This is a genomic window from Cyanobium sp. Lug-B (genome assembly GCF_024345635.1).
In the GTDB taxonomy this organism is placed as follows: domain Bacteria; phylum Cyanobacteriota; class Cyanobacteriia; order PCC-6307; family Cyanobiaceae; genus Cyanobium; species Cyanobium minutissimum.
The window spans coordinates 16039-38772 of sequence record NZ_JAGQBM010000020.1 but is presented as its reverse complement, the minus strand read 5'-3'; the positions used below and the strand labels follow the sequence as shown (position 1 = coordinate 38772).

At 71.0% G+C, this 22734-nt stretch carries 20 protein-coding genes; 12 read left to right on the top strand and 8 right to left on the bottom strand.

Translation table 11 applies throughout. From position 1 onward, the window contains the following. Positions 1-62: 62 nt before the first annotated feature. From KBY81_RS07085 to KBY81_RS07075, 3 genes are all read right to left on the bottom strand, one after another. A complete protein-coding gene (locus tag KBY81_RS07085; protein ID WP_106220471.1) occupies positions 63-1226 on the bottom strand; it encodes a GuaB3 family IMP dehydrogenase-related protein in 1164 nt (387 codons plus the stop codon). A gap of 72 nt (positions 1227-1298) precedes the next feature. After that, positions 1299-1952: a CAAD domain-containing protein gene (locus KBY81_RS07080; RefSeq protein WP_181280047.1), complete on the bottom strand. Its 654-nt coding sequence runs from the start codon at positions 1950-1952 to the stop codon at positions 1299-1301. A 71-nt stretch (positions 1953-2023) separates the two neighbouring features. Continuing rightward, entirely contained in the window at positions 2024-3178 is a 1155-nt protein-coding gene (locus KBY81_RS07075; protein WP_254976067.1) for a homocysteine biosynthesis protein, read from the bottom strand. A gap of 33 nt (positions 3179-3211) precedes the next feature. Between KBY81_RS07075 and gyrA the strand changes: the two genes are divergently transcribed. Next, positions 3212-5899, top strand: a complete 2688-nt coding sequence (gene gyrA / locus KBY81_RS07070; RefSeq protein WP_254976066.1) for a DNA gyrase subunit A — start codon at positions 3212-3214, stop codon at positions 5897-5899. 30 nt (positions 5900-5929) lie between these two features. Here gyrA and KBY81_RS07065 read toward each other — a convergent pair whose 3' ends face one another. Beyond that, positions 5930-6979, bottom strand: coding sequence for a hypothetical protein (locus tag KBY81_RS07065; RefSeq protein ID WP_254976065.1), 1050 nt, complete (start codon positions 6977-6979; stop codon positions 5930-5932). A gap of 14 nt (positions 6980-6993) precedes the next feature. Here KBY81_RS07065 and crtL point away from each other — a divergent pair, with 14 nt between their 5' ends. Both crtL and KBY81_RS07055 read left to right on the top strand, forming a co-directional pair. Next, a complete protein-coding gene (crtL, locus tag KBY81_RS07060) occupies positions 6994-8250 on the top strand; it encodes a lycopene beta cyclase (RefSeq protein ID WP_254976064.1) in 1257 nt (418 codons plus the stop codon). A gap of 870 nt (positions 8251-9120) precedes the next feature. Beyond that, the gene (locus tag KBY81_RS07055) at positions 9121-11232 is read left to right on the top strand and encodes an autotransporter outer membrane beta-barrel domain-containing protein (RefSeq protein WP_254976063.1); all 2112 of its coding nucleotides are present in this window, start codon (positions 9121-9123) and stop codon (positions 11230-11232) included. Between the two features lie 95 nt (positions 11233-11327). Here the strand turns inward: KBY81_RS07055 and mqo are convergent, their stop codons facing one another. Then, a complete protein-coding gene (gene mqo / locus KBY81_RS07050) occupies positions 11328-12818 on the bottom strand; it encodes a malate dehydrogenase (quinone) (RefSeq protein ID WP_254976062.1) in 1491 nt (496 codons plus the stop codon). An 84-nt stretch (positions 12819-12902) separates the two neighbouring features. On the opposite strand from mqo, the gene KBY81_RS07045 reads away from it, so the two are divergent. Further along, positions 12903-13541: a PAP/fibrillin family protein gene (locus tag KBY81_RS07045; RefSeq protein WP_106220479.1), complete on the top strand. Its 639-nt coding sequence runs from the start codon at positions 12903-12905 to the stop codon at positions 13539-13541. Positions 13542-13568: 27 nt separating this feature from the next. Here the strand turns inward: KBY81_RS07045 and xth are convergent, their stop codons facing one another. Further along, the gene (xth, locus tag KBY81_RS07040) at positions 13569-14417 is read right to left on the bottom strand and encodes an exodeoxyribonuclease III (RefSeq protein ID WP_254976073.1); all 849 of its coding nucleotides are present in this window, start codon (positions 14415-14417) and stop codon (positions 13569-13571) included. 81 nt (positions 14418-14498) lie between these two features. On the opposite strand from xth, the gene KBY81_RS07035 reads away from it, so the two are divergent. After that, positions 14499-14846, top strand: coding sequence for a hypothetical protein (locus KBY81_RS07035; RefSeq protein ID WP_254976061.1), 348 nt, complete (start codon positions 14499-14501; stop codon positions 14844-14846). On the opposite strand, the gene KBY81_RS07030 is transcribed toward KBY81_RS07035, so the two are convergent. Then, positions 14776-15627 (bottom strand): lipopolysaccharide assembly protein LapB, encoded by an 852-nt coding sequence (locus KBY81_RS07030; protein WP_159817523.1) that lies wholly within the window; start codon positions 15625-15627, stop codon positions 14776-14778. The two genes, KBY81_RS07035 and KBY81_RS07030, sit on opposite strands and share 71 nt — an antisense overlap. Before the next feature lie 117 nt (positions 15628-15744). Between KBY81_RS07030 and KBY81_RS07025 the strand changes: the two genes are divergently transcribed. The 7 genes from KBY81_RS07025 (at position 15745) to KBY81_RS06995 (ending at position 21060) form a co-directional block, all read left to right on the top strand. Further along, entirely contained in the window at positions 15745-16506 is a 762-nt protein-coding gene (locus KBY81_RS07025; RefSeq protein ID WP_254970561.1) for a hypothetical protein, read from the top strand. Position 16507: 1 nt separating this feature from the next. Next, positions 16508-17149, top strand: a complete 642-nt coding sequence (locus tag KBY81_RS07020; RefSeq protein ID WP_254976060.1) for a hypothetical protein — start codon at positions 16508-16510, stop codon at positions 17147-17149. Then, positions 17146-18381 carry a LarC family nickel insertion protein gene (locus KBY81_RS07015; protein WP_254976059.1) on the top strand — a complete coding sequence of 412 codons (1236 nt, stop codon included), beginning with the start codon at positions 17146-17148 and terminating at the stop codon, positions 18379-18381. The genes KBY81_RS07020 and KBY81_RS07015 overlap by 4 nt, the downstream gene beginning before the upstream one ends. Beyond that, positions 18378-19460, top strand: coding sequence for a lysylphosphatidylglycerol synthase domain-containing protein (locus KBY81_RS07010; protein ID WP_254976058.1), 1083 nt, complete (start codon positions 18378-18380; stop codon positions 19458-19460). Before KBY81_RS07015 ends, KBY81_RS07010 begins: the two co-directional genes overlap by 4 nt. Positions 19461-19492: 32 nt before the next feature. Then, positions 19493-19960, top strand: coding sequence for a Fur family transcriptional regulator (locus KBY81_RS07005; RefSeq protein WP_106220513.1), 468 nt, complete (start codon positions 19493-19495; stop codon positions 19958-19960). Positions 19961-20277: 317 nt separating this feature from the next. Continuing rightward, complete coding sequence (locus KBY81_RS07000) at positions 20278-20871, top strand: Crp/Fnr family transcriptional regulator (RefSeq protein WP_159819071.1); 594 nt, start codon at positions 20278-20280, stop codon at positions 20869-20871. 45 nt (positions 20872-20916) lie between these two features. Then, positions 20917-21060, top strand: coding sequence for a hypothetical protein (locus KBY81_RS06995; RefSeq protein ID WP_181280135.1), 144 nt, complete (start codon positions 20917-20919; stop codon positions 21058-21060). A 103-nt stretch (positions 21061-21163) separates the two neighbouring features. Here the strand turns inward: KBY81_RS06995 and KBY81_RS06990 are convergent, their stop codons facing one another. Further along, entirely contained in the window at positions 21164-22726 is a 1563-nt protein-coding gene (locus tag KBY81_RS06990; RefSeq protein WP_219904256.1) for an iron ABC transporter permease, read from the bottom strand. Positions 22727-22734 lie beyond the last annotated feature (8 nt).

Sequence of the window (22734 nt, the reverse complement as noted above, 5' to 3'; positions counted from 1 at the left end):
CCCACATCCAGAGGTTAGCCCCCATCTCGCCTTGAGGCCGTGGCGTCCAGACCTGGGACGACCTACTTGCCCATGCCCAGCTGCTGGGCCTTCTGGTACACCTTGCCCTCGGTGAGAAGGGACGGTGCCACCACCACCTCCACCTCACGCATCTCCTTGAGGGTGCGGGCCCCGAGGGTGCCCATGGAAGTGCGGATGCAGCCCAGCAGGTTCTGGGTGCCGTCGTCGAGGCCGGCCGGGCCGCGCAGGATCTTCTCGAGGCTGCCGGTGGTGCCCACCTTGATGCGGGTGCCCCGGGGCAGCACGGGGCTGGGGGTGGCCATCCCCCAGTGGAAACCGCGGCCGGGGGCTTCGGCGGCCCGGGCGATGGGGGAGCCGATCATCACCGCATCGGCCCCGCAGGCCAGGCACTTGCAGATGTCGCCGCCGGTGACGATGCCGCCGTCGGCCACCACCGGCACGTAGCGGCCACTCTCCCGCTCGTAGTCATCCCGGGCGGCGGCGCAGTCGGCCACGGCCGTGGCCTGGGGAATGCCGACGCCGAGCACCCCCCGGGAGGTGCAGGCGGCTCCGGGGCCGATGCCCACCATCACCCCGGCGGCCCCCGCCCGCATCAGCTGCAGGGTGACGTCGTAGGTGACGCAGTTGCCGATCACCACCGGGACCCCGAGGTCGCGGCAGAGGGCGGCCAGGTCGAGGGTCTGGCGGCCTTCGGGGCCGATGTGCTCGGTGGAGACCACCGTGGCCTGAACGAAGAACAGGTCGGCGCCCGATTCGGCCACCGCCGCCCCGAAGCGCAGGGCGGCCGCCGGGGTGGCGCTCACGGCGGCGATGCCGCCGCCGGCCTTGATCTCGCTGATCCGCTGCCGCACCAGGTCCTCGCGGACCGGCTGGCTGTAGAGCTCCTGCATCAGGCCCACGAACTCCTCACGGCCCACCGAGGCGATCTTTTCGAGCACCGGTTCGGGATCGTCGTAGCGGCACTGGACGCCTTCGAGGTTGAGCACCCCGAGTGCCCCCAGACGGGTGAGCTCGATGCACATGCCCACATCCACCACCCCGTCCATGGCGCTGGCGATGATCGGGATTTCCCGCTGGATCCCCCCCAGGCTCCAGCTGCTGTCGGTCACCTCGGGATCGACGGTGCGACCGCCCGGGACCAGAGCGATCTCATCGATGCCGTAGGCGCGGCGTACGGTCCGGGAGCGACCGAGCTGAATGTTCACCGTTGGACGGACACAGTGGGCACAAACTATCAACCGGTCCGCGACGGCCCCGGCCCGGGAGTGGGCGCAGGCTCACCCCTGGCCCCGGAAATCGTTCCAACGGCGGCTCCAGTCGGCGAAGACCTGATCCCGGTCGCTCTTGCGCACCAGCCGGGTGGCGGTGAACCGGACCGAGGCGATCAGGCCCACCAGCTCCAGCAGGCCACCCACCAGGGGCAGACTGTCGAGGGTGCCGATCAGGGAGGCGTAGACCCGCAGCAGCAGCACCACCCCGATCAGGATCGCCAGCCCCTTGAGGGGGCCGCGGAACCGTTGCCACTGGGCCTGCAGTTCGCCACTGCCGAGCCATTCCCTGATCTTCTGCAGCAGCAGATCAAACTCGCCGCCACCTTCGCCGCCCGGCTCGGCGGAGCCCTCCAGGGGCGGGACCTCCAGGGTGGCGGTGATGCCGGGTTCCGGCTCGCTGACCGGTGCCGGCTCCGGCTCCGGGGCGGGCGACGGGATCTCGCTGTCGGCCTCGGCCAGCGGCTCGAAACCGGCCAGGATCGGTTCCTGGGCCGGTTCCGGTTCCGCTTCGGGCTCGGGGGCCGCATGCTCCGCCTCGTGGGCCAGGGGCTCCGGCTGATGGATCGCGACGTCCGGTGTGGTCACGGCCGGCTCCATCCCCCACGGCTGCGCCGAAGGTCCGTTCTCCTGAGGCTCGGGGCTGAAAGGGGTCTCGGCCATGGCAGGCGCCGGAAGCACACGGCGGAGCTTACGGCCGTTTTCCCCCGCCGCCCCGGAGCTGTGAAGGGAGTTCAGCTGTCGATGGGGATCAGCCCAGGGCGGCCGGAAAGGGGCCGGACCGGCAGGCGCAGCGGAAAGCGGTCCTCCAGCAGCCAGGTGACCAGCTCGGCGCCGATCGCCTCCGCCAGCCGCGGGCTGTGGGCAGGAGCGGCGGTGACGCGGCGCCCCTCCACCTGGATCCGGCCGGACCTGAGCCGGGCGTAGCTGACCGATCCAAGCCGTGGCCGCAGACGGCGCGGAATGGAGACATCCAGCACCGGCGCCTCCAGGTCCTCGTCACCGCAGGCGGCCTGGCGGGCCACCGCTTCGTTGATCAGGGGGATCGGAGCCGCCAGGCCCACCAGCAGGGCGGCGCCGTGGCCCTCGAAGAAGCAGGGCCGCAGCCATTCGGGCCGCAGGCCGTGCAGATCCACGCTCACCGCCGCCACCGCCCCGGGGCTGAGGGCCTGGCCGCCGGCGGAGCGGGGCACGCCGGGCTGGTGGCCGCTGCCGCTGCCCACCACCCAGCCGATGGCCCCCGCCACCAGCACCGGCGAGCCCGGTCCCAGCAGGGCCAGCCCCGGCATGGTCAGGCCGATGCTGCCGGCGCCGCCGCAGCTGTGCAGGGCATTGCCGAACGGCCCCAGCACGGGCCCCCAGGGAGTGCGCAGCACCCCTTCGGTGCTGCTCACGGCCACCAGGCCGTTCTCGGTGATCCCCCGGTGCAGCAGCAGCCGGCCGGAGCCGATCCGCTCCAGATCCAGCTGGGTCTGCAGGTCCCGGCGGGGGTGCAGGGCGGTGACCTCCCCGCTGGCGGTGAGGGTCACGCTGCCGCCGCGGAGGAGCCGGTCGAGCAGGTGGGCTCCCCCCTGCCGCCGGGCTTCCCCGAGCCCGCCCCCGATGGGCAGCACCAGGTCGCCGCCGCCGCCGCCGCTCTGGGCGCCGAGGGCCTCCAGCTGGGCGTCCCGTAAGCGGATCGGGGGATCGCTGGGGCCGATGTTGAGGTGCAGGCTGCCCTGGTCGGTGAATTCGGCATTGGCAGCCACCACCACGTCGGTGGCGTCGTAGGCCTCCGCCAGCCCCGCCTCGGCCACCAGCCGGCGGAAGTCGGCGGCCACCCTCACCCGCAGCACGCCCTTGCGCTGGCGCTGGCGCAGGGCCGATTCACTCCGGGCCGGCAGGGTCATCGATAGAGTGGGTTGTGCCCCATACGGTCTTGCATGGCGGATCCAACCGGACCCGGTGAATCCACCCCCGGCGACTCCGACGGACGGATCATCCAGACCGACCTGCGCAATGAGATGTCGCGCTCCTACCTGGAGTATGCGATGAGCGTGATCGTGGGCCGGGCCCTGCCCGATGCCCGCGACGGCCTCAAGCCGGTGCACCGGCGCATCCTCTACGCGATGTACGAGCTCGGCCTCACGAGCGATCGGCCCTACCGGAAATGTGCCCGTGTGGTGGGGGAGGTGCTCGGCAAGTACCACCCCCACGGCGACACGGCCGTCTACGACGCCCTGGTGCGCATGGCCCAGGACTTCTCGATGCGGATGCCCCTGATCGATGGGCACGGCAACTTCGGCTCGGTCGACAACGATCCGCCGGCCGCCATGCGGTACACGGAATCGCGCCTGCAGGCCCTGACCACCGACAGCCTGCTCGAGGACATCGAAGCCGAGACCGTCGACTACATCGACAACTTCGACGGCTCCCAGCAGGAACCCACCGTGATGCCGGCCCGGGTGCCGCACCTGCTGCTCAACGGCTCCTCCGGCATCGCCGTGGGGATGGCGACCAACATCCCCCCCCACAACCTCACCGAGCTGATCGACGGTCTGCTGGCCCTGATCGACGATCCGGAGATCGAGGACCGGGCCCTGATGGCCATCATCCCCGGGCCCGATTTCCCCACCGGCGGCCAGATCCTCGGCCGCCGCGGCATCCGCGAGACCTACACCACCGGCCGCGGTTCCATCACCATGCGCGGCGTGGCCTCGATCGAGACGGTGGAGGCCAAGGGCCGCCCCGATCGGGACGCGGTGATCATCACCGAACTCCCCTACCAGACCAACAAGGCCTCCCTGATCGAGCGGATCGCCGAGCTGGTCAACGACAAGAAGCTCGAGGGCATCGCCGACATCCGCGACGAAAGCGATCGCGACGGCATGCGCATCGTGATCGAGCTGCGCCGTGACGCCTACCCCCAGGTGGTGCTGAACAACCTGTTCAAGCTGACGCCGCTGCAGAACAACTTCAGCGCCTACATGCTGGCGCTGGTGAAGGGGGAGCCGGTGCTGCTGACCCTCAGCAAGATGCTGCGGGTGTTCCTCGAGTTCCGCATCGAGACGATCGAGCGGCGCACCCGCTATTTCCTGCGCAAGGCCGAGGAGCGCGACCACATCCTCCAGGGTCTGCTGCTGGCCCTCGACCAGCTCGATCCGATCATCGCCCTGATCCGGGCCGCCCCCGACACCGCCACCGCCCGGGCCCAGCTGCAGGAGCGCCACGGCCTCAGCGAGATCCAGGCGGACGCCATCCTGCAGATGCAGCTGCGGCGTCTCACGGCCCTGGAGGCCGACAAGATCCGCCTCGAGCACGACGACCTCGTCGCCAAGATCGCCGACTACAAGGACATCCTCGGCCGCAAGGAGCGGGTGCTCGGGCTGATCCGGGAGGAGCTCCAGGTGCTCCGCACCCGTTACGACTCCCCCCGCCGCACCGAGATCCTGGATCTCGAGGGTGGCCTGGAAGACATCGACCTGATCGCCAATGAGCGCTCAGTGGTGCTGCTCACCGAGAACGGCTACCTCAAGCGGATGCCGGTGAGCGAGTTCGAGGCCACCAGCCGCGGCACCCGCGGCAAGGCCGGCACCCGCAGCCAGGGGGAGGAGGCGGTGAAGCTGTTCATCAGCTGCAACGACCACGACGCCCTGCTGCTGTTCAGTGACCGGGGGGTGGTGTACTCCATTCCCGCCTACCGGGTGCCGATCTCCAGCCGTTCCGCCAAGGGCACGCCGATCGTGCAGCTGCTGCCGATTCCGCGGGAAGAGGCCATCACCTCCCTGCTGGCGGTGAGCGCCTTCGACGACGACGTCCAGCTGGTGATGCTCACCAGCGGCGGCTACATCAAGCGCACCCGTCTGTCGGCCTTCAGCAACATCCGCTCCAACGGACTGATCGCCATCTCCCTTGAGGACGGCGACGCCCTGCGCTGGGTGCGGCTGGCCCTGCCCGGCGACAGCGTGCTGATCGGCTCCCTCAAGGGGATGACGATCCACTTCCGCCTCAGCGACGAGGAACTGCGCCCCCTGGGCCGCAGTGCCCGCGGCGTGCGGGCCATGAACCTGCGACCCGGCGATGAGCTGGTGAGCATGGATGTGCTCACGGCGGAACTGGCCGACCGTGTCGCCAGCACGGCTGACGCCGGCGCCGACGAGGATGAGGGGGACGAGGTCGCCCCCAGTGAGGGCCCCTGGGTGCTGGTGGCCAGCGCCAGCGGCCTGGGTAAACGGGTACCGGTGGATCAGTTCCGACTGCAGCGCCGCGCCGGCATGGGACTGCGGGCGATCAAGTTCCGCCGTGACGGCGATGTGCTGGTGGGCCTCAAGGTGCTCGGGGCCGGCGAGGAGCTGCTGCTGGTGAGCGAGCGGGGGGTGATCGTGCGCATGAAGGCCGACGCCATTCCCCAGCAGTCGCGGGCGGCCACCGGCGTGCGGCTGCAGAAGCTGGATGCCGGTGATCGCCTCACCGAGGTGGTCCTGGTGCCGCCGGCCGCCGAGGAGGAGGAGCCGGCCGATGCGGTGGAGGCCACGCCGGTGGCCAGCGAAGCCAACCCGGACAGGGGTCCTGAAGCCACGGCGGATGCGGTGGCCGGCGAGGAGCCCACCGAGGAGCCCACCGACGACTGAATGCCTGACGACTGAATGCCTCAGGCCGTCTCAGCGCTGGCCCAGGGCCCAGAGCAGCAGCATCCCGTAGCCGGCCAGGCTGGCCAGCTGCAGCCCCAGCTCCAGCCGTTCGATCCGGCGCTCGAGCCGTGGGTGCAGCGGGCCAGCGCCCTCGCTGGTGAGGCGATCGAGCCGGTTGGCGCACCAGATGAACTCGCAGAAGAACACCAGGGTCACCAGGTAGGAGAAGGCGTAGAGCCCATCCAGCACGGTGAGATAGGGCAGGGAGGGCAGGGAGTCGCGGTAGGCCTGCTGCATGAACACCAGCGTCAGCAGGATCACCGGTGGGATCGCCAGCCGCTCGGAGCTGAAGCCGGCCCGCAGGTTGGGGGTGAGCAGCATCACCACCATGGTGATCGTCAGGGGCAGCAGCCACTTGACCAGCGCCGCCCAGCCGATCGGGTCGTAGAGCAGCTCCATCTCCACTCCGCCCTGGCTGGGGAACAGGCGCCAGCTGCGCAGCCGGTAGCCGTTCATGTTGCTGCGACGGCTGACCCCGGAGCCGGCGCGGTCGGGCTCCAGCCGGATCCTGGGCGGTTCGGCGACTGTGGCGGGGAAGCTGGGGTCGGCCACCAGGCGGATCTGCAGGGGCAGGGTGCCGAACGGGTAACCCCGGTAGTCAATCTCGTCGGAATAGAAGTTGCCGTTGAAGCGGTAGTCGCGGCCCAGGTCCGCCCCCAGCCGCAGCGGGCCGCTGCTGGCCTCCAGCAGGGAGTCCCAGGGCTCCACCAGGTTCTGGAAGCGCACCAGGGTGATGGGATCCACCCCCGCCGCCAGCCACGGCCCCAGCACCGCCGCCGGTGCCGACAGCCGCAGCGTCCCCTCGACGCTGAAGGTCTTCTCCCGCGAGGAGAAGCGGTAGACGTTGTCCACCGCCATGGCGACGCGGATGGTGACCTCGCGGGGCGTCACCCCGGGGAGCGGCGCAGGCCCCCCTGCCCCAGTTGCCGCGGCAGAACCGCGGCCCGCCAGCAGGGCCAGAACCAGGAGCAGGCCCAGGCAGGCCAGCGTCGCCAGCCGCCGGCGGGCGAAGCCGCGCATGGCTGTGGTGCAGGATGAGCCCTCACCGTACCGGCGAGATGGCGAGGGACGTGCTGGTGCTCGGTGGCGGCCCCGCCGCCCTCTGCATCGCGGCGGCCCTGGCGGAGGAGGGGCTCTCCGTGACGCTGCTGGCGCCCCACGATCCGCGCGCCCCGTGGCCCAACACCTACGGGATCTGGGGGGACGAGGTGGACGCCCTGGGCCTGGGCCACCTGCTGGAGCACCGCTGGAGCGACACGGTCAGCTACTTCGGCGCCGGTGATCCGGACCTGGGATCGGCGGCCAACCGTCCCACGGCCCACGGCCGCGATTACGGCCTGTTCGACCGTGAGGCCCTGCAGCGGCACTGGCTGGAGGCCTGCGGGCGCGGCGGTGTGGAGCTGCTCCAGGGGCTGGCCAGCGGCTGCGGGGCCTCCGGCCCGCTGAGTGCCGTGGAGCTTGCCGATGGGCGCCGGCTGCAGGTGCGGCTGGTGGTGGATGCCACCGGCCATCAGCCGGTGCTGGTGCGGCGGCCTGACCGGGGTCCGGTGGCCGGCCAGTCGGCCTACGGCGTCATCGGCCGCTTCTCGGCGCCGCCGGTGCAGGCCGATCAGTTCGTGCTGATGGATTACCGCGCCGACCACCTCTCGGAGGCGGAGCGGGCCGGCCCCCCCACGTTTCTCTATGCGATGGATCTGGGCGGGGGCCGCTTCTTCGTCGAGGAGACCTCCCTGGCCCTGGCCCCCCCGGTCCCCTTCGAGGTGCTCAGGGAGCGCCTGCACCGGCGCCTGGCCCACCGCGGCGTGCAGGTGCTGGCGGTGGAGCACGAGGAGTTCTGCCTGTTCCCGATGAACCTGCCCCTGCCGGATCTGCAGCAGCCGGTGCTGGGCTTCGGGGGGGCGGCGTCGATGGTGCACCCGGCCTCGGGCTACATGGTGGGCGCCCTGCTGCGCCGGGCCCCGGCGGTGGCGGCGGCGGTGGCGGCGGCGATGGCCGACCCCGCGGCCCCCTCGGCTCTGCTGGCCCGGGAGGGCTGGCAGGCCCTGTGGCCCCCGGCGCTGCGCAGCAAGCACGCCCTCTACCAGTTCGGGCTGGGCAAGCTGATGGGCTTCACCGAAGCCGAGCTGCGCCAGTTCTTCGCCAGCTTCTTCTCCCTGGGCGGCCCCCAGTGGTATGGCTTCCTGACCAACACCCTGACGGTGCCGCAGCTCCTGGCGGCCATGCTGCGCCTGTTCGCCCTCTCCCCGTGGTCCGTGCGGGCCGGCCTGTTGCTGCCGCCGCGCCGGCCCTGACGGTTTCGTGTCGCCAGGCCGCCCAGCGGCGGATTGGGTCGGCGGTCTTGGGTCGGGCGTTCACCACCCGTCCCAAGACCCCATCCGCCGTCCATGGCCAGTCCCTCCACCCAAGGGTGGCTGCCCCGTTGGTGGACACGAGAAGGACCCGGTGACGTGTCCTGATGCCTGACGGGGCCAGGACGTTCCACGGGCGGTCAGGTGGGAGTTTGATGCCGTTGCGTCTGGAAACGACACCGCAAATTCAAGGAGATCAGTCAGCAGTACGTGTGCAGATGTGCATCGCTTGTGGAGGCCAACGACTGTGCCGGCACACAAGACTGAAGACAGGAGTTAATCGGCTTCTGCCTCCTGATTGCGAAGCCATCGGGTCATCGATAGATGCAAAGACATCGGGATGCGGTCTGGATCGCGCTGGCTTGGTTATTGGCTGTTTGCAGCACGCCCGCGAAGGCCCAGTTCGCCGGCCCTTACGCCCCATCCCAATGGACGCTGACGAACTCCACCTACTTTGACCCTGTACTGGGTCAGATGGTGCCGGCGAATGGTTTCGTTGACCCCTCGCAGGCACCTGGCTCCATTCAACTGACAGGGCCGTTCTGGGTCTATTACGGCCCTGATACTCCGAGCTACCAGAATTTAAAGTATACGATCCAAGCAAACCAGGCAGGTACCTATAGCTTCGCGTGGAGCTACACGTCGACAGATACCTTTGGACCCCTGTTCTCCGCTCCGGGCTTCATTAATCAAGGGGTTCTCGAGGCTTTCGCCGGTTTCGATTCCTTTGGCCCGATGAGCCAGTCTGGATCAGGTTCCTACAGTTTTCTCGCCAATGACATTTTCGGCTTTCAGGTCGACTGCATCGACTGCGTGTCAGGACTGTCATCCATCACGATATCCGATTTCCTGTTCACACCACCCTTCATTCCGCCGATTCCACCTCCTTTCATCATTCCCGGTAAACCCGCCACAGCCAGCAATCCCTACAGCACCACCTTTGCCGGCGGCACCATGGTGGTCGACATGCCGGGCATCTTTGCCAGTTCGTTCAACACAGGGATCGGCGGCACCATCGACATCAATGGCATGCCGTCACTGTTCACCGGCGTCTTCAGTGGGCCGGGTTATCTTGTTTTTTCCAATTCATCCCAGGGGGGCTTCGTTTCTCTTGGGGGAAGCAGCACCTATACAGGACCAACAACGGTCGAATCCGGCGTCAACCTCTATGTCAACGGCTCGATCGCCTCATCCTCGGCTCTGACCATCCAATCCGGTGCTCTGGTGGGCGGCAATGGCTTTCTGCCCCAGACCAACCTCATTCCCGGTGCCATCCTTTCGCCCGGCAACTCCATCGGCACACTCACGGCCAGCGGTCTGAGCCTCAACGGCGGCGCCATCGTGGCCGAACTTCAAGGCCCCCAGAGCGACCGCATCAATGTCACCGGCCAGGTCACCCATTTCACGGGAACGGCCTATCTCGTGCCCCATGGCGGTGGCATGCCCTGGCCATCGCTGGATTACACGATCCTCTCGGCACCAGCGAGCACGAACTTCGCCACGTTCAACAGCCTGACTCTGAACACCTTTGGCATCACCAGCGCCCTGCTGCGCTACGGCACCACCCTGATCCAGGAGGCCGATGGCAACCCCCGCACCTTTGATGTCCAGTGGCGACCGCGCAACGGGATCGGCGCCACGGCCTCGGCTCTGCAGCTTCTTGGCCAGGGCCGGACCAACCAACTGGCCGCCGCAGGGGTCTTCGACCGCGTCTTCCAGTCGCTGGCCATCAGCAGCGCCAGCAACGCCAACAACACCGGACTTCCGATCGGCACCAGCGGCTTCAGCACCGGCCAGGCCGCCGCTGCGGGCCTCTCCCCCGATCTCCTGCTGGCCACCAGCCAACTGCTGACGCTCCCCACCGGCAACCAGCTCACCGCGGCCGTGTCGTCCCTCTCCCCGGAGCCCTATGCCGCCTTCCAGAGCGTGGGTCTCAACACGCTCAAGCGTCAGCGCGAGCTGCTGCTGGCCCAGGCCGGCCATTGCCGCACCACGGGCTGGGTGGTGAACACCTCCGGCAGCAGCGCGAACAGGCAGGGCCGACACCCCTTCTGCATCTTTGCCCTGGGGGCCAACGCCACCAGCTCCGTCCGGGGCCAGGACGGACTCGACTCCTATGACGCCGGAATCTTCTCCAGCGCCTACGGCATCGAATACCAGCCGAACGACCGCTTCACCCTGGGGGCCGCCTACGGCTATGGCACCTCCAACCTCAGCGCCATGGCCCGGTCCAACGGGTCGGTGTCATCGAAGGTCAACAGCGGCAGCCTTTATGGCGTGTACAGGCCATCACCGGCCTGGACGCTGCGCGGCCTGTTCGGCTACAGCGGTTTCCAACTCGACGGCAGCCGCCGTCTCTCCTTCATCGGCTCCGGATCACCCATCGCCGCCAACCCCAGCGCCAATGGCCTCACCCTGGCCCTGAACGCCGATGTGCAGATTCCGCTCACCGGGCCCAAGGCAAGGACGGCCATCGTCCTCAAGCCCCTGCTCGGTGTGGCCTGGGGCCGTTATCAGCAGGGCGGCTTCCAGGAATCGGACCGTGGTGTCCTGACCATGAACGTCCAGGGTCATACCTCCGACAGCCTGTTGGGAACCATCGGGGCGGAGTTGACCACGGCTCCGATGTCCCTGAACAGGGCGGACACGGTGGCCCTCACCCCACGGCTGGCCGTGGCTTACCAGGTGGATGTCCTGGCTGCCAACAGGAGCAACACGTCAGTGACGGCCTCCTTCACGGGGGCACCGGCGGCTGGCTCCTTTCCGACGCAAGGGGAGAACCGTGGCACCAACACCGTCACGGTCGATGCGGGGGTTGATCTGAAGGTGGCAAAGAACGCCTCGCTCTACGCCAGCGTGGGCTACGAGATCTTCTCCACCGGCTCCCAGCTCAGCTACGGCGGGGGCCTGAAGCTCAGTTTCTGAACCCCCTCAGGCCAAGCCCGGCTCCCAGCCTGGATGGCCGCACCGCCCAACAGCGGCCCACCGAGCTGCAGGCCTGTACAACCTGGGGGCACGGCTCAGCTGGCCGGCGCCGCCAGCCCCAGCACCTCGGCGCTCTCGCTGCGGATCCGCCGGCAGAGGTCGGCATCGTCGCGGATCGAGGCGCCGTAGGAGGGCAGCATCCGCTTCAGGGTGGCCTGCCAGCCGTCGGGCAGCGTCTCGCGGAAGCAGGAGTGGAGGATCTCGAGGCAGATCGCCACCGCGGCCGAAGCGCCGGGGGAGGCCCCCAGCACGGCCACCAGGGAGGTGTCGGCGGCATGCACCACCTCGGTGCCGAACTGAAGCACCCCGCCGCGTCTGGCATCGGCCTTGATGATCTGCACCCGCTGGCCGGCCACCGCCAGGGTCCAGTCGGAGGGGCGGGCGTCGGGATAGAAGTCGCGCAGGGCGGCGAAGCGCTCCTCGGCGCTGGCGAACACCTGGCCGATCAGGTATTCGGTCAGGGGCAGGTTGTCCCGCGCCACCGCCAGCAGCGGCAGGAGATTGCCGGCCCGCAGGGAGCGGGGCCAGTCGCAGAGGGAGCCGCTCTTGAGGAACTTGCTGGAGAAGCCCGCGTAGGGCCCGAACAGGATCCACTGACGGCCGTCGACAAGACGCGTGTCGAGGTGGGGCACCGACATCGGCGGTGAGCCGGCGGCGGCCATCCCGTAGACCTTGGCGTGGTGGCGGCTGGCCAGGGCGGGGTCGCCGCAGCGCAGCCACAGGCCGCTGACGGGAAAGCCGCCGTAGCCGCGCCCTTCCGGGATCCCCGATTTCTGCAGCAGGGTGAGGGCGCCGCCGCCGGCCCCCAGAAACACGGTGCCCGTATCGATCAGCCGGGTCTCCCCGGTGGTCCGGTCGCGGGTCTCCAGGCGCCAGCCACCCTCCGGCCGCCGCCGCAGCGACTGCACCGCCGTGGAGAACCGCGCCTCAAAGGCCCCGCTGGCCCGCAGGTGATCCAGCAGCTGGCTGGTGAGGGCTCCGAAGTTCACGTCGGTGCCGGCGGCGATGTGGGTGGCGCCGATCGCCTGGGCCGGATCCCGTCCTTCGATCAGCAGCGGTGCCCACTCCGCCACCTGGGCATGGTCTTCGCTGTAGGCCATCCCCGCGTAGCAGTGGTGGGCCGCCATCCGCCGGTGGCGCTCCCGCAGGTAGGCCCGCCGCTCCTCCCCCAGCACGAAGCTCATGTGGGGGACACCCTGGATGAAGGCCCCGGGGGAGCCCAGGGCCCCGTCCCGCACCAGATGGGTCCAGAACTGACGCGAGAGATCGAAGGCTTCGTTGATGTCGAGTGCCTTGGCCAGGCTGATCGAGCCGTCCGCCGCCATCGGCGTGTAGTTGAGCTCGCAGTTCCCGGCGTGGCCGGTGCCGGCGTTGTTCCAGGCGCTGGAACTCTCCTGGGCCTCCCGGGGGAGGCCCTCGACGAGCAGCAGGCGCAGGTCAGGCTGCAGCTGCCGCAGCAGGGTGCCGAGGGTGGCGCCCATGATCCCCGCCCCGACCAGGGTCACATCGACGGTGGTCAGCGTCACGGGGTCAGCGGTGGGGTCGGTTCGGCGAGCGGGCCGGGCGACACGGTATCCGATGGCCGTCGACGCCTGGCAGCATGAATCCTGATGCGCCCCGTGCCGCGGGTGAGAGCAGTGACCCAGGCTCCCCCTGCCACCCCCGATGGCCCGACCGCTGCCGCCGGCGAGGCCCCGGCCTGCCGCCAGGAACTGCTGGGGTTGCTGCGGGCCGGATCCCCCGGCGCTGCCCCCAGCGCCGCCCGGCGCATCGAGGCCCTGATCGGGCGGCTGGAGCTCCTGCAGCCCGCCGATCTCAGGTCCCAGGCCGCCCAGCTGGCGGGCGTCTGGGAGCTGCGCTGGAGCAGCAGTTCCCAGCCCTATCTGGCGGTCAGGCCCTGGCTGGAGAATCTCCAGCTGCTCGATCCGGCCGGCGGCCGTGCCCTCAACCTGCTGCGGCCGGCCGGGCCCCTGGGGCCCCTGGCGGGGATCGCCGTGCAGGCCAGCATTGCCGTGGCCTCCGAGGTCCCCCACCAGCGGGTGTCGGTGCGCTTCGAGCGCGGCGGCTGGCGGGGGCCCCGGTTCGGCGATCAGCGGCTGGAGCTGTTCCGGCAGGTGCGGCAGAGTTTTGCCGCCTGGCTCGATGTCACCGTGCTGGATGACGAGCTGCGGGTGAGCCGCGGCCAGAACGGCACCCTGTTCGCCCTGGTGCGGCGCCCGGACCTGGAGCTGGCGGCGTTTCTGGACTGAGGGCCAGAGCCCCCCCACCAGCTCCCTTCACCACCCCCCGGCGTCGTCCCCCTCGCCGTCCCCGTCCTCCGCCGGGTCGGGCGGCCAGGCCAGGCGCACCGTCACCGGCGCGTGGTCGCTGGGCTGCTCGTTGCCCCGCTGGTCCCGGTGGATCACGCAGGCCGTGGCGCAGGCCAGCAGCTCCTCGGATAGATAGATGTGGTCGATGCGCCAGCCCGTGTCCCGGTCCCAGGCGCCGGTGCGGTAGTCCCACCAGCTCCAGTGCCCGGCATCCGGTTCGAAGACACGGAACACGTCCTCCAGCCGGTCCCCCAGGGCGTCCCTCAGGGCCTGGCGCTCCGCATCGCTGGCCATGATCCCGCCGCTGAGGCGCTCCGGGTCGTGGATGTCACGGGCCTCCAGGGCGATGTTGAAGTCCCCCACCATGGCCAGGGGTTCCCCCTGAGCGTCCTGGGCCTCCAGGTAGCGCCGCAGGCAGGCCAGCCATTCCAACTTGTAGGGGTACTTCTGAGAGGTCAGGGCCGAGCCGTTGGGCACGTAGAGGTTCAGCACCCGCACCCCCTCGATCCAGGCGCTGATCACCCGTTTCTGCTCGCCGAGCTCCAAGGCCGCCGGATCGTCCGGGAGGAGCGCGGCGAAGCCCACCCGCACATCCTCGATCGGCTGCCGGCTGAGGATCGCCACACCGTTGTAGGCCTTCTGACCGCTGATCACCGCCCGGTAGCCCAGGGCCTCGAAGGCGGTGTGGGGAAACAGGTCATCGGCCACCTTGGTCTCCTGCAGGCAGAGCACGTCGGGGGCCTCGGCCTGGAGCCAGGCGCAGACCTGATCGAGCCGGGTGCGCACCGAGTTGACGTTCCAGGTGGCGATCCGCAGGGCCATGGCGACGGGACGGGGAACCGGTTGGGGCCCTTATCATGGAGGCCTCGGTGCTTTGACCCTCCGCCGGCAGGAGCCATGACCCCTTCGTTCTCCCAACGTGTGTGTGCCGTCGGCGCCGGGGCCCTCGCCCTGCTGATGGTCGGAGAGGCCCGCGCCCAGCAGGCCGGCTACGGCCAGACCCTGGGCACCAGCATCCAGGAGCGCCAGCTCTACGACTACGGGCCGAGCAAGTCGGGGTCCGGCAGCGGATCGATCCTCGACAGCACCAATCCCCTCGACCTGATGAACAAGCTGAAGCGCAGCACCGCCCTCGAGGACGCCACACCCCCCAGCTCCGCCATCGATCAGGCCCTCAGGGAGTTCGACGCCCAGGCGCCGAAGCCGGCACCGGCGGGGTCGGCCGGGCAGCTGAAGGGGATCTGAGCGGCTCCAGGCCCCAGCTGGCCGCCAGTTTGTCCAGCCTCGGATCCGGCTTGTCGGGATCCGGGCTGCGCAGCCGTGCCTGGGCCAGGGCCTCCTGGGCCCCCTTGGTATCCCCCTGTTCGTGGCGCAGCATCGCCAGACCCAGCAGGGGGCGCTGGTCCTGGGGGAACAGGTTGGCCAGCTGCAGATAGGTGGCCGCCGCCGTTGCCGCCTGATTACGCTTGAGCTGCAGTTCCGCCAGCAGCAGGCCGATGCCGAGGGCCTCCGGCCTCACGTCGGGTCTGATCGCCATCCCGTAGGCCGCCTTGACGCGGGCCTCGGCGGCGGCGCCGCGACCCTGTTCCAGGTTCAGCAGGCTGAGCAGCTGCAGGGCCTCCACCTGGGTGGGGCGCAGGTTGAGGATCTGGCGCAGCTCCCGTTCGGCGCCGCTGCGGTCGCCCTGGTCCCGACGCAGCTCGGCCAGCATCAGCCGCAGGGACCAGCGCTCGGGCTCCCGGTCGGCCATGGGCTCCAGCAGGCCGATGGCCTCCCCCTTGCGGTCCAGGGCGACCAGCAGTTCCAGCAGCCGCTGACGGTCGGCCGGGGTGGCCTCATCGGCATCGAGCCGCAGCCGCAGGCGGGTGGCCTCCTTGGTCAGCAGGGTCCGCTTCGGGTCGGCGCTGGCCTGCGTCGCCGACTGGCGATGCCCCAGCCACCAGCCCCCCCCGAGGGCCAGGATCCCGACCAGGCTGACGGCCAGCAGCGACCAGAGGCCGCTCAGGCTTCGGTTCGGGGAGGGCATCCGTTGACGGTGTTGGCTCGGGGTCGCGACCGAGTCTGGCCTGGGCATCGCGCTTCCGCTGCTGCTTACATTGACCCGGGCCAGTCCAGGTACCGCCACGGGGTTTTTCCTTCCACCATGCGCCAGCATCCCATTTCCCCGGTCACCGAGCCGCTCCAGTACCGGGCCATCGGAGTGGTGCGCGGGTCCTACGTGCCGGCCGATCCGGCCCAGCTCACCCGGGGGGTGATCCGCACGGCCGAAGGCACCGAGATCGAAGCGGTGGTGCTCGGCCGCCTGCTCACCCTGATGCGCCGCCACCTCGACCTGGAGACCCCCCATCTGTGGGTCGTCTACCCCCGCTCCCGGGAGGAGAACCAGCTCCACCTGCAGATGGTGGGGGTGTGGGAACCCAGCACCCTCTCGGCGCCAGGGCCTGACGCCGCGGCGAGCGCCGCCGCCGCGAGTGACGTCGATGCGCCCCAGGCCGATGGGCCCGAAGCCGAGGCGACCCCTGCCACCGCCGAGGGGCCTTCTGACGCCGACCAGCTCCCCGAGGGCGACGACTATTTCTCCATCCGCGGCGAGCTGATCTTCACCCGCCCCGAGACCGGGGATCTGGTGATCAAGGTGCGCCAGCAGCCCCGCCCCGACGGCAACCGTCCGGTGCCGTTCAAGCTCCAGCTGCGGGGGGAGATTCCCCTGGAGCACCTGCGCCATTTCGTCGCCCTCGATCTGCGCCGCCAGGGCCAGCAGCTCGCCGTCGAGCGCTTCGAGGTGATCGGCCCGGTGGCCCAGCGGGGCAACCGCGGCGGCCGGGCCCGCCGCCCCGGGGCGGACAAGGGCGGCCCGGCCAAACCGAAGGGCCATGGGCGGGCCGTGACCCGACAGGGCCGCTGAGATGACCAGCGGTGCCTTCACGGCCGGGGTCGTGGTGCTGCTGGTGAGTCTGGCCGCCGTGGCCGGCCCCCTCGTCGGACTCTCCCCCTGGTGGATCAGCCTGCTGGTGGTCCTGGGCCTGGGCTCCCTCACCGTGGACGCGGCCCGCTTCGGTGGACGGGGCGGCCATCTGCTGGCCGAAGCCCTGCCGGGAGGCCAGGGGCGCCTGCGCCGCATCGCCGTGCATGAGGCCGGCCACGCCCTGGCGGCGGACAGCGACGGCCTGGCGGTGCGGCGGGTGCTGGTGGGCAGCCTGGCCTGTCTGCGGGCCGGCGTCGACAGCGGCGGCTGCACCGAATTCGCCCTGCCCGAGAGCGTGAAGCTCTCCGCCGAGGACCTGCGCCGCTGGAGCCGGGTGCTGCAGGCCGGCATGGTGGCCGAGACCCTGGTCTACGGCGACAGCGTCGGCGGCGACGACGACCGGGCCCTGCTGGGCCGGCTCTGGGGCCTCTCCGGCTTCGACGTCGAGATGGCCCGGTTGGAGCAGCGCCGGGCCCGGCGCGAGGTGGAGCAGGCCCTGCGGGAGCGCCGCGCCGAGATCGAGGCCGAGGCCGATCGGCTGCTGGCGGCGGCCCCCCGGTTCGGACGCCGGTCCCCTTCATGACCCTGGCCCTGCTGGATTGCCCCACCGGCCTGGCCGGCAACATGTTGCTGGCGGCCCTCCTGGACCTCGGGGTGCCCGAGGAGATCATCACGGCTCCCCTGGCCGCCCTGGGGTTGGAGGGCCGCTACCGGCTGCGGATCGAGGAGCGCCGCAGCGCCGGGCTGCGGGGACTGCATCTGGAGGTGGAGGCCACCGAGCCCCAGCCGCACCATCGCCCCTGGGGGGCGTTGCGTGGCCAGCTCCAGGCCGCCCCCCTGGAACCGGCGCTGCAGCAGAAGGTGCTGGCGGTGTTCGGCCTGCTGGCGGAGGCGGAGGCGGCGGTCCACGGCCATGCCGCCGAGGCCGTGGCGTTCCATGAGGTGGGGGCGATCGATGCCCTGGTGGACATCGTCGGTGTCTGCGCCGGCCTGCTCCATCTGGAGGTGGACCAGCTCGTCTGCGGCGTGCCGCCGGCGGGCCATGGCCGCGTCGTCACCGCCCACGGGGCCCTGCCCCTGCCCGCCCCGGCGGTGCTGGAGATCGCCCGCTCCCGGGGGCTGCCGCTGGCCTCCAGCGAGGGCTTCCCCGCCGGCGAGCTCACCACCCCCACCGGGATGGCCCTGGTGGCCTGCTGGGCCGACCGTTTCGGCCCCTCCCCCGCGGCCCTGCCGTTGCGGGTGGGGGTGGGTCTGGGCAGCCGCCAGCTGGATCGGGCCAACCTGCTCCGCCTCACGCTGGCCCGGCCCCTGGGGGAGGCGGGTGCGGAGGGGGCCATCCAGGGGGGCAGCGAGGGGGGCGAGGTCCGCGAAGCCCTGCTGCAGCAGCAGGCCCAGATCGACGACGCCACGGCCGAGGACCTGGCCTACCTGGCCGAGGCCCTGCGCCTCGAGGGGGCCTTGGAGGTGTTCAGCCAGCCGGTGGCGATGAAGAAGGGCCGCACCGGCACCCTGATGACGGCCCTGATGCCCCCGGAGCTGGGGCCCCGGCTGCGCCGGGTGTGGTGGCGCCACGGCACGACCCTGGGGGTGCGGGAGCAGCGGCAGGACCGCTGGATCCTGCCGCGGCAGAGCGAGACGCTGGCCACCCGGCTGGGGCCGGTGCGGATCAAGTGGGCCACCCTCCCGGACGGCCGCCGGCGGGCCAAGGCGGAGCACGCCGACCTCGTGGCGCTGGCCGCGCACCTGGGACGCTCGATCGAGGAGGTGCGCGACGAGGTGCGCCGCGCCCTGGCCGCCGACGGGGGAGCCCCATGAGCGCCTGGTCCCGCCAGCTCCTGCTCCTGTGCCAGCGCGTGGGGCTCGGCCTCGCCGCCCTGCGGCGCCGGCTGCCCTCGCCCGCCAACTGGCCGGCCTTGCCCGGCGGCCTGCGCCCCTGGATCACCCTGGGCAGCATCGGTTTCGTGATGGCCGCCCTGCTCAGCCACGGTCGCCAGCTGGTGCAGCTGCGGCTCGATGGCCAGGGCTGGCTATGGCTGCTGCTGGGGGTCGGCGTGAGCCTGCTGAGCCTGGTGGTCAACGGTGTGGCCTGGGGCGTGGTGCTGCGCTGGCTGGGGCTGCGGCCCGACTGGGCCGCGGTGGTGGAACTGCACGTGGCCACCAACCTGCGCAAGTTCCTGCCCGGTGGGATCTGGCATCTGGCTTCGCGGGTGCAGCGGCTGCGCAGCGAGGGCGCCCCCTTGGCCGCCCCGCTCAGCACCACCATGGCCCTGGTGGCGGTGCTGCTCGATCCCCTGGTGGCGGCGGTGGCGGCGCTGGCACTGGTGCCCCTCGGCGGCTTTCAGGGCGGGCTGGGCCTGGTGTGCCTGCTGCCCCTGGCCCTGCTGCTGCCCCGCTGGCTCGATCCCCTCCTGGTGCGGCTGGAGCGGCGCCGGGCCCGGGACCTGGGCCTGGAGGAGGAACTCAGGCAGGAGTCGCCGCCGGAGCGGTCCACCTGGCTGCGGGGCTATCCCTGGCCGCCGCTGCTGGCGGAGATGGCCTTCGTGCTGCTGCGCTTCGCCGGCTTCTGCTGCTGCATCCAGGCCTTCGACCTGCCGCTGGCCAGCGATGCCGGCGTCTGGCTGGCGGGATTCGCCCTGGCCTGGACCGCCGGCCTGGTGGTGCCGGGGGCGCCGGGGGGCCTGGGGGTGTTCGAGGCGGTGCTGCTGCTGCGGATGGGGGTGGCCCTGCCGGAGGCGCCGCTGCTGGCGGTGGCCCTCAGCTACCGCCTGATCGTCACGCTCACCGATCTGCTGGGGGCTGCCCTGGTCAGCCTGGACGGCAGCCTGGCCCGGGGGGCCTCGGCCAGGGGGGCGACGTCGGCCAGCACACCGACGCCAGACAGCCCTTCTCAATAGGCCCTAGTGTTGCGAGGGTCTGGGATCGCGTGGTGAACACTCCCCCCACCGGTCTGGCCCAGCCCCGCAGCCTGCGCACCACCCTGAACGACCGGGGCCAGCGGCTCACGCCCCAGCGTCAGCGGGTGCTGGATCTGTTCGAGCGGATCGGCGAGGGCAGCCACCTGAGCGCTGAGGAGGTGCATCTGCGCCTGGTGCGCAGCCAGGAGCGGGTGTCGCTGGCCACCGTCTACCGCACCCTGCGGCTGCTGAGTTCGATGGGGCTGCTGCAGGAGCTGGAGCTGCCGGAGGGGGGGCGCCGCTTCGAGCTGGCCGGCGACGCCCACCGCGACCATCACCATCTGGTCTGTGTCCGCTGCGGCCGCACCGAGGAGTTCGAGAGCGGAGCCGTGCTAGCCGCCGGCGAGGCGGCGGCCGGGGCCTTTGGCTTCCGGCTGCTGGAGTGCGTCCTCAACGTGCGGGCCCTCTGTCCGGCCTGCGCGGCTGAGGAGCAGGGCTGAGGGGGGCGCCGGAGCCGAGCAGCGGCAGTTGCAGCTGCTGATCGGCCCAGTGGGCCGCCAGGGCCGCCAGCAGGCTGGAGCGGTCGCCACGGATGCGGAGCATGGGGGCTGAAGCGAAGGGATCCCTCCAGGCTGCAGACCCTCGGCGCGGCAGCCGCCGTTTCGGGCACTGCCCCGGGCATCGATGGCGACGGGCGGGGGTGCCTGGAACCCGCCCCGCTTCGCAATCACCAGCTGCTATTGAGAATCGCTTGCAAAAGTGACGGTGGGTCCTCTAGGTTGAGAGCCGTTCGCAATAAGGCCTCTCCCTTCGCCCGATGCGTTACCGCTTCCTCCCCGACGACCCCGCCAGTGCCGTGCGCATGCCCGCCGGCCAGACGGTCCTGCTTGACCCCACCCCCCGTCCCGGCGGTTCCTGTCTTGAGGTCCTCGACGGCATCGCCCGCGTCTACTGCCCCTGTGAGGAGACCGAGGGCATGACCCTGGCCTTCCTCCAGTCCGGCGACCAGCTCCGCACCGACCGCCTCTGCAGCGAGGGCGTCTGCGTCGAGGCCCTCACCCCCCTCTGCTTCCGCAGCGATGCCGAGCCCCTCGAAGGCCATGGCTTCGATCCGGTCAACGAGTGGACCCTGCAGCTGCTGCGCATCCGCCACCTCGGCAGCGCCGAGCAGCGGCTCCATGCCCTGCTCTCCCTGCTGGTGCGCCGGCTGGGGCGCCGCTGCGGCCCCTGGTGCGATCTCCCCTTCCGCCTCACCCATGAGCGCATCGGCGAGCTGATCGGCACCACCCGCGTCACCACCACCCGGCTGATCTCCCGCATCCGGGCCGCCGACCTGCTCGAGGCCCCCAGCGGCGAGACCGGTCTGCGCCTGGCACCGGCCCTGGTGGACGGCGCTCCCCTGGCGGCCTGACGCCCCCCTTTCTCTTTCTCCTCCCTTTCCCTTCCCTTCGCCCCCATGGCCCCCTCCCTCGGCAGCCTCCCCGACGTCCCCGCTCCGATCACCACCCGCGGTCCCCAGTCCCAGTCCAAGAAGAAGGGCTGCCGCCAGAAGAAATGCTCCAAATGGAAGGGCGGCAAGTGCTGCTGCGGCCGCGACTGAGATCCCTCTGGGAGCAACGACGGGCTCCGGTTCTGCCGGGGCCCTTTGGATGGGCGCCAGCTCCGCCGCCCCGCTGCAGTCGCCTTGCTGCAGTCGCCGCGCTTCAGTCGCCCCGCCCCTGGCGCTCGAGGCTTGGCATCAGGGCGATCGAGGCAGCCAGTCCCAGCGCCAGGATCAGCAGCGCCGGAATCAGGGCCGCCCCCACCCGTTCGTCGCTGGCGTACTGGTAGACACGCACCGAGAGGGTGTCGAAGTCGAAGGGGCGCAGGGAGAAGGTGAGGGGCAGCTCCTTCACCACATCGACGAAGACCAGCAGTGCCCCCACCAGCAGCGGACCCCGCAGCAGCGGCAGGTGGATGCGCCGTAGCACCGCCAGCCAGCCGCAGCCCAGGCTCGTGGCGGATTCGTCCAGGCTGGGGGGGATGTGCTCGAAGGCGGCGTCGAGTCCCTGCTTGGAGACGGCCAGAAAGCGGTCGGCGTAGCCCCAGAGCAGCAGGAGGAGGGGGCTGAGCTGCAGGGGCCCGCCGATCAGCATCAGGGCCAGGGCGAGCACGGTGCCGGGCACGGCGTAGCCCATGCCGGAGAAGAAGGTGAGCCGGCCCAGCAGCCGGTCGGCCAGCCAGCGGCGGCTGATGGCCAGCACCAGGGCCCCCGCGACGGTGACCAGGGCGGCGACCAGGGCCAGCCCCAGGCTGCGCAGGGTCAGGGCCAGCAGGTCCTCGAGTGGATCGCTCTGCAGGTGATCGCGGCTCGCCACCAGCCAGGTGAGGGGAAGCCCCAGGCTGACCAGGGGGGGCAGCAGGGTGAGCAGCTGGGCCAGCAGGCGGCGCCAGCCCCGCAGCGGCCACTGCAGCGTGCCGGCGTCCCCCTGCCCCAGGTTCCAGCGGCGGCTGCGCTGGCGCATCCAGCGTTCGGCCCCCACCAGCAGGCTCACCAGCACCAGGGCGATCAGGGCCAGCCCCACGGCCCCCGGCAGGTCACCCTCCGCCTGCCAGCGCTGCAGGATCCCCCGCGACAAGGTGGGCACCCCCAGCAGCTCCACGGCGCCGAGCTCATTGACCACCTCCATGCCGCTGAGGGCCACACCGGCGCCGATCGACGGCAGCGCCAGGGGCAGGGCGACCCGCCGGAAGCTGCCCCAGGGGCCCACCCCCAGGCTGCGGCAGGCCTCCAGCTGGCGCTGGCCACTGCCGGAGAAGCTCTCGGTGGAGAGCAGGAAGACATAGCTATAGGTGGTGAGGCTGAGCAGCAGCAGGGCCCAGCCGATGCCATGGACGCGAAAACCCCAGCGGCTGCCGAGGTCGACCAGCACGGCGGCGAGCACGAAGGCCGGAGCCGCCAGGGGCAGCACCTGGGCCAGCCGCAGCCAGCGGCGACCGGGAAACTGGCAGCAGGCGGTGAGCCAGCCGTTGGCGGTGCCGAGCAGGGCGCCGGTCAGGCCGACGCCCACCACGAGCACCAGGGTGTTGCTCAGCTGCTCGAGGCCTTCGGCCCCCAGCCAGAGGCCGCCGGAGCCGGCATCGCGCACCGCGAAGCCGGCCAGGGCCAGGAACGGCAGCAGCGCCAGGGCGCAGACCAGCAGCACGGCCGCCGCGAGGGAGGCCCGCCGCATCGGCGGAGCTGTCCGGGGGGCCGGTGCCCGCTCCGCCGTTGCCGCGCTCGCCATCCGGTGTC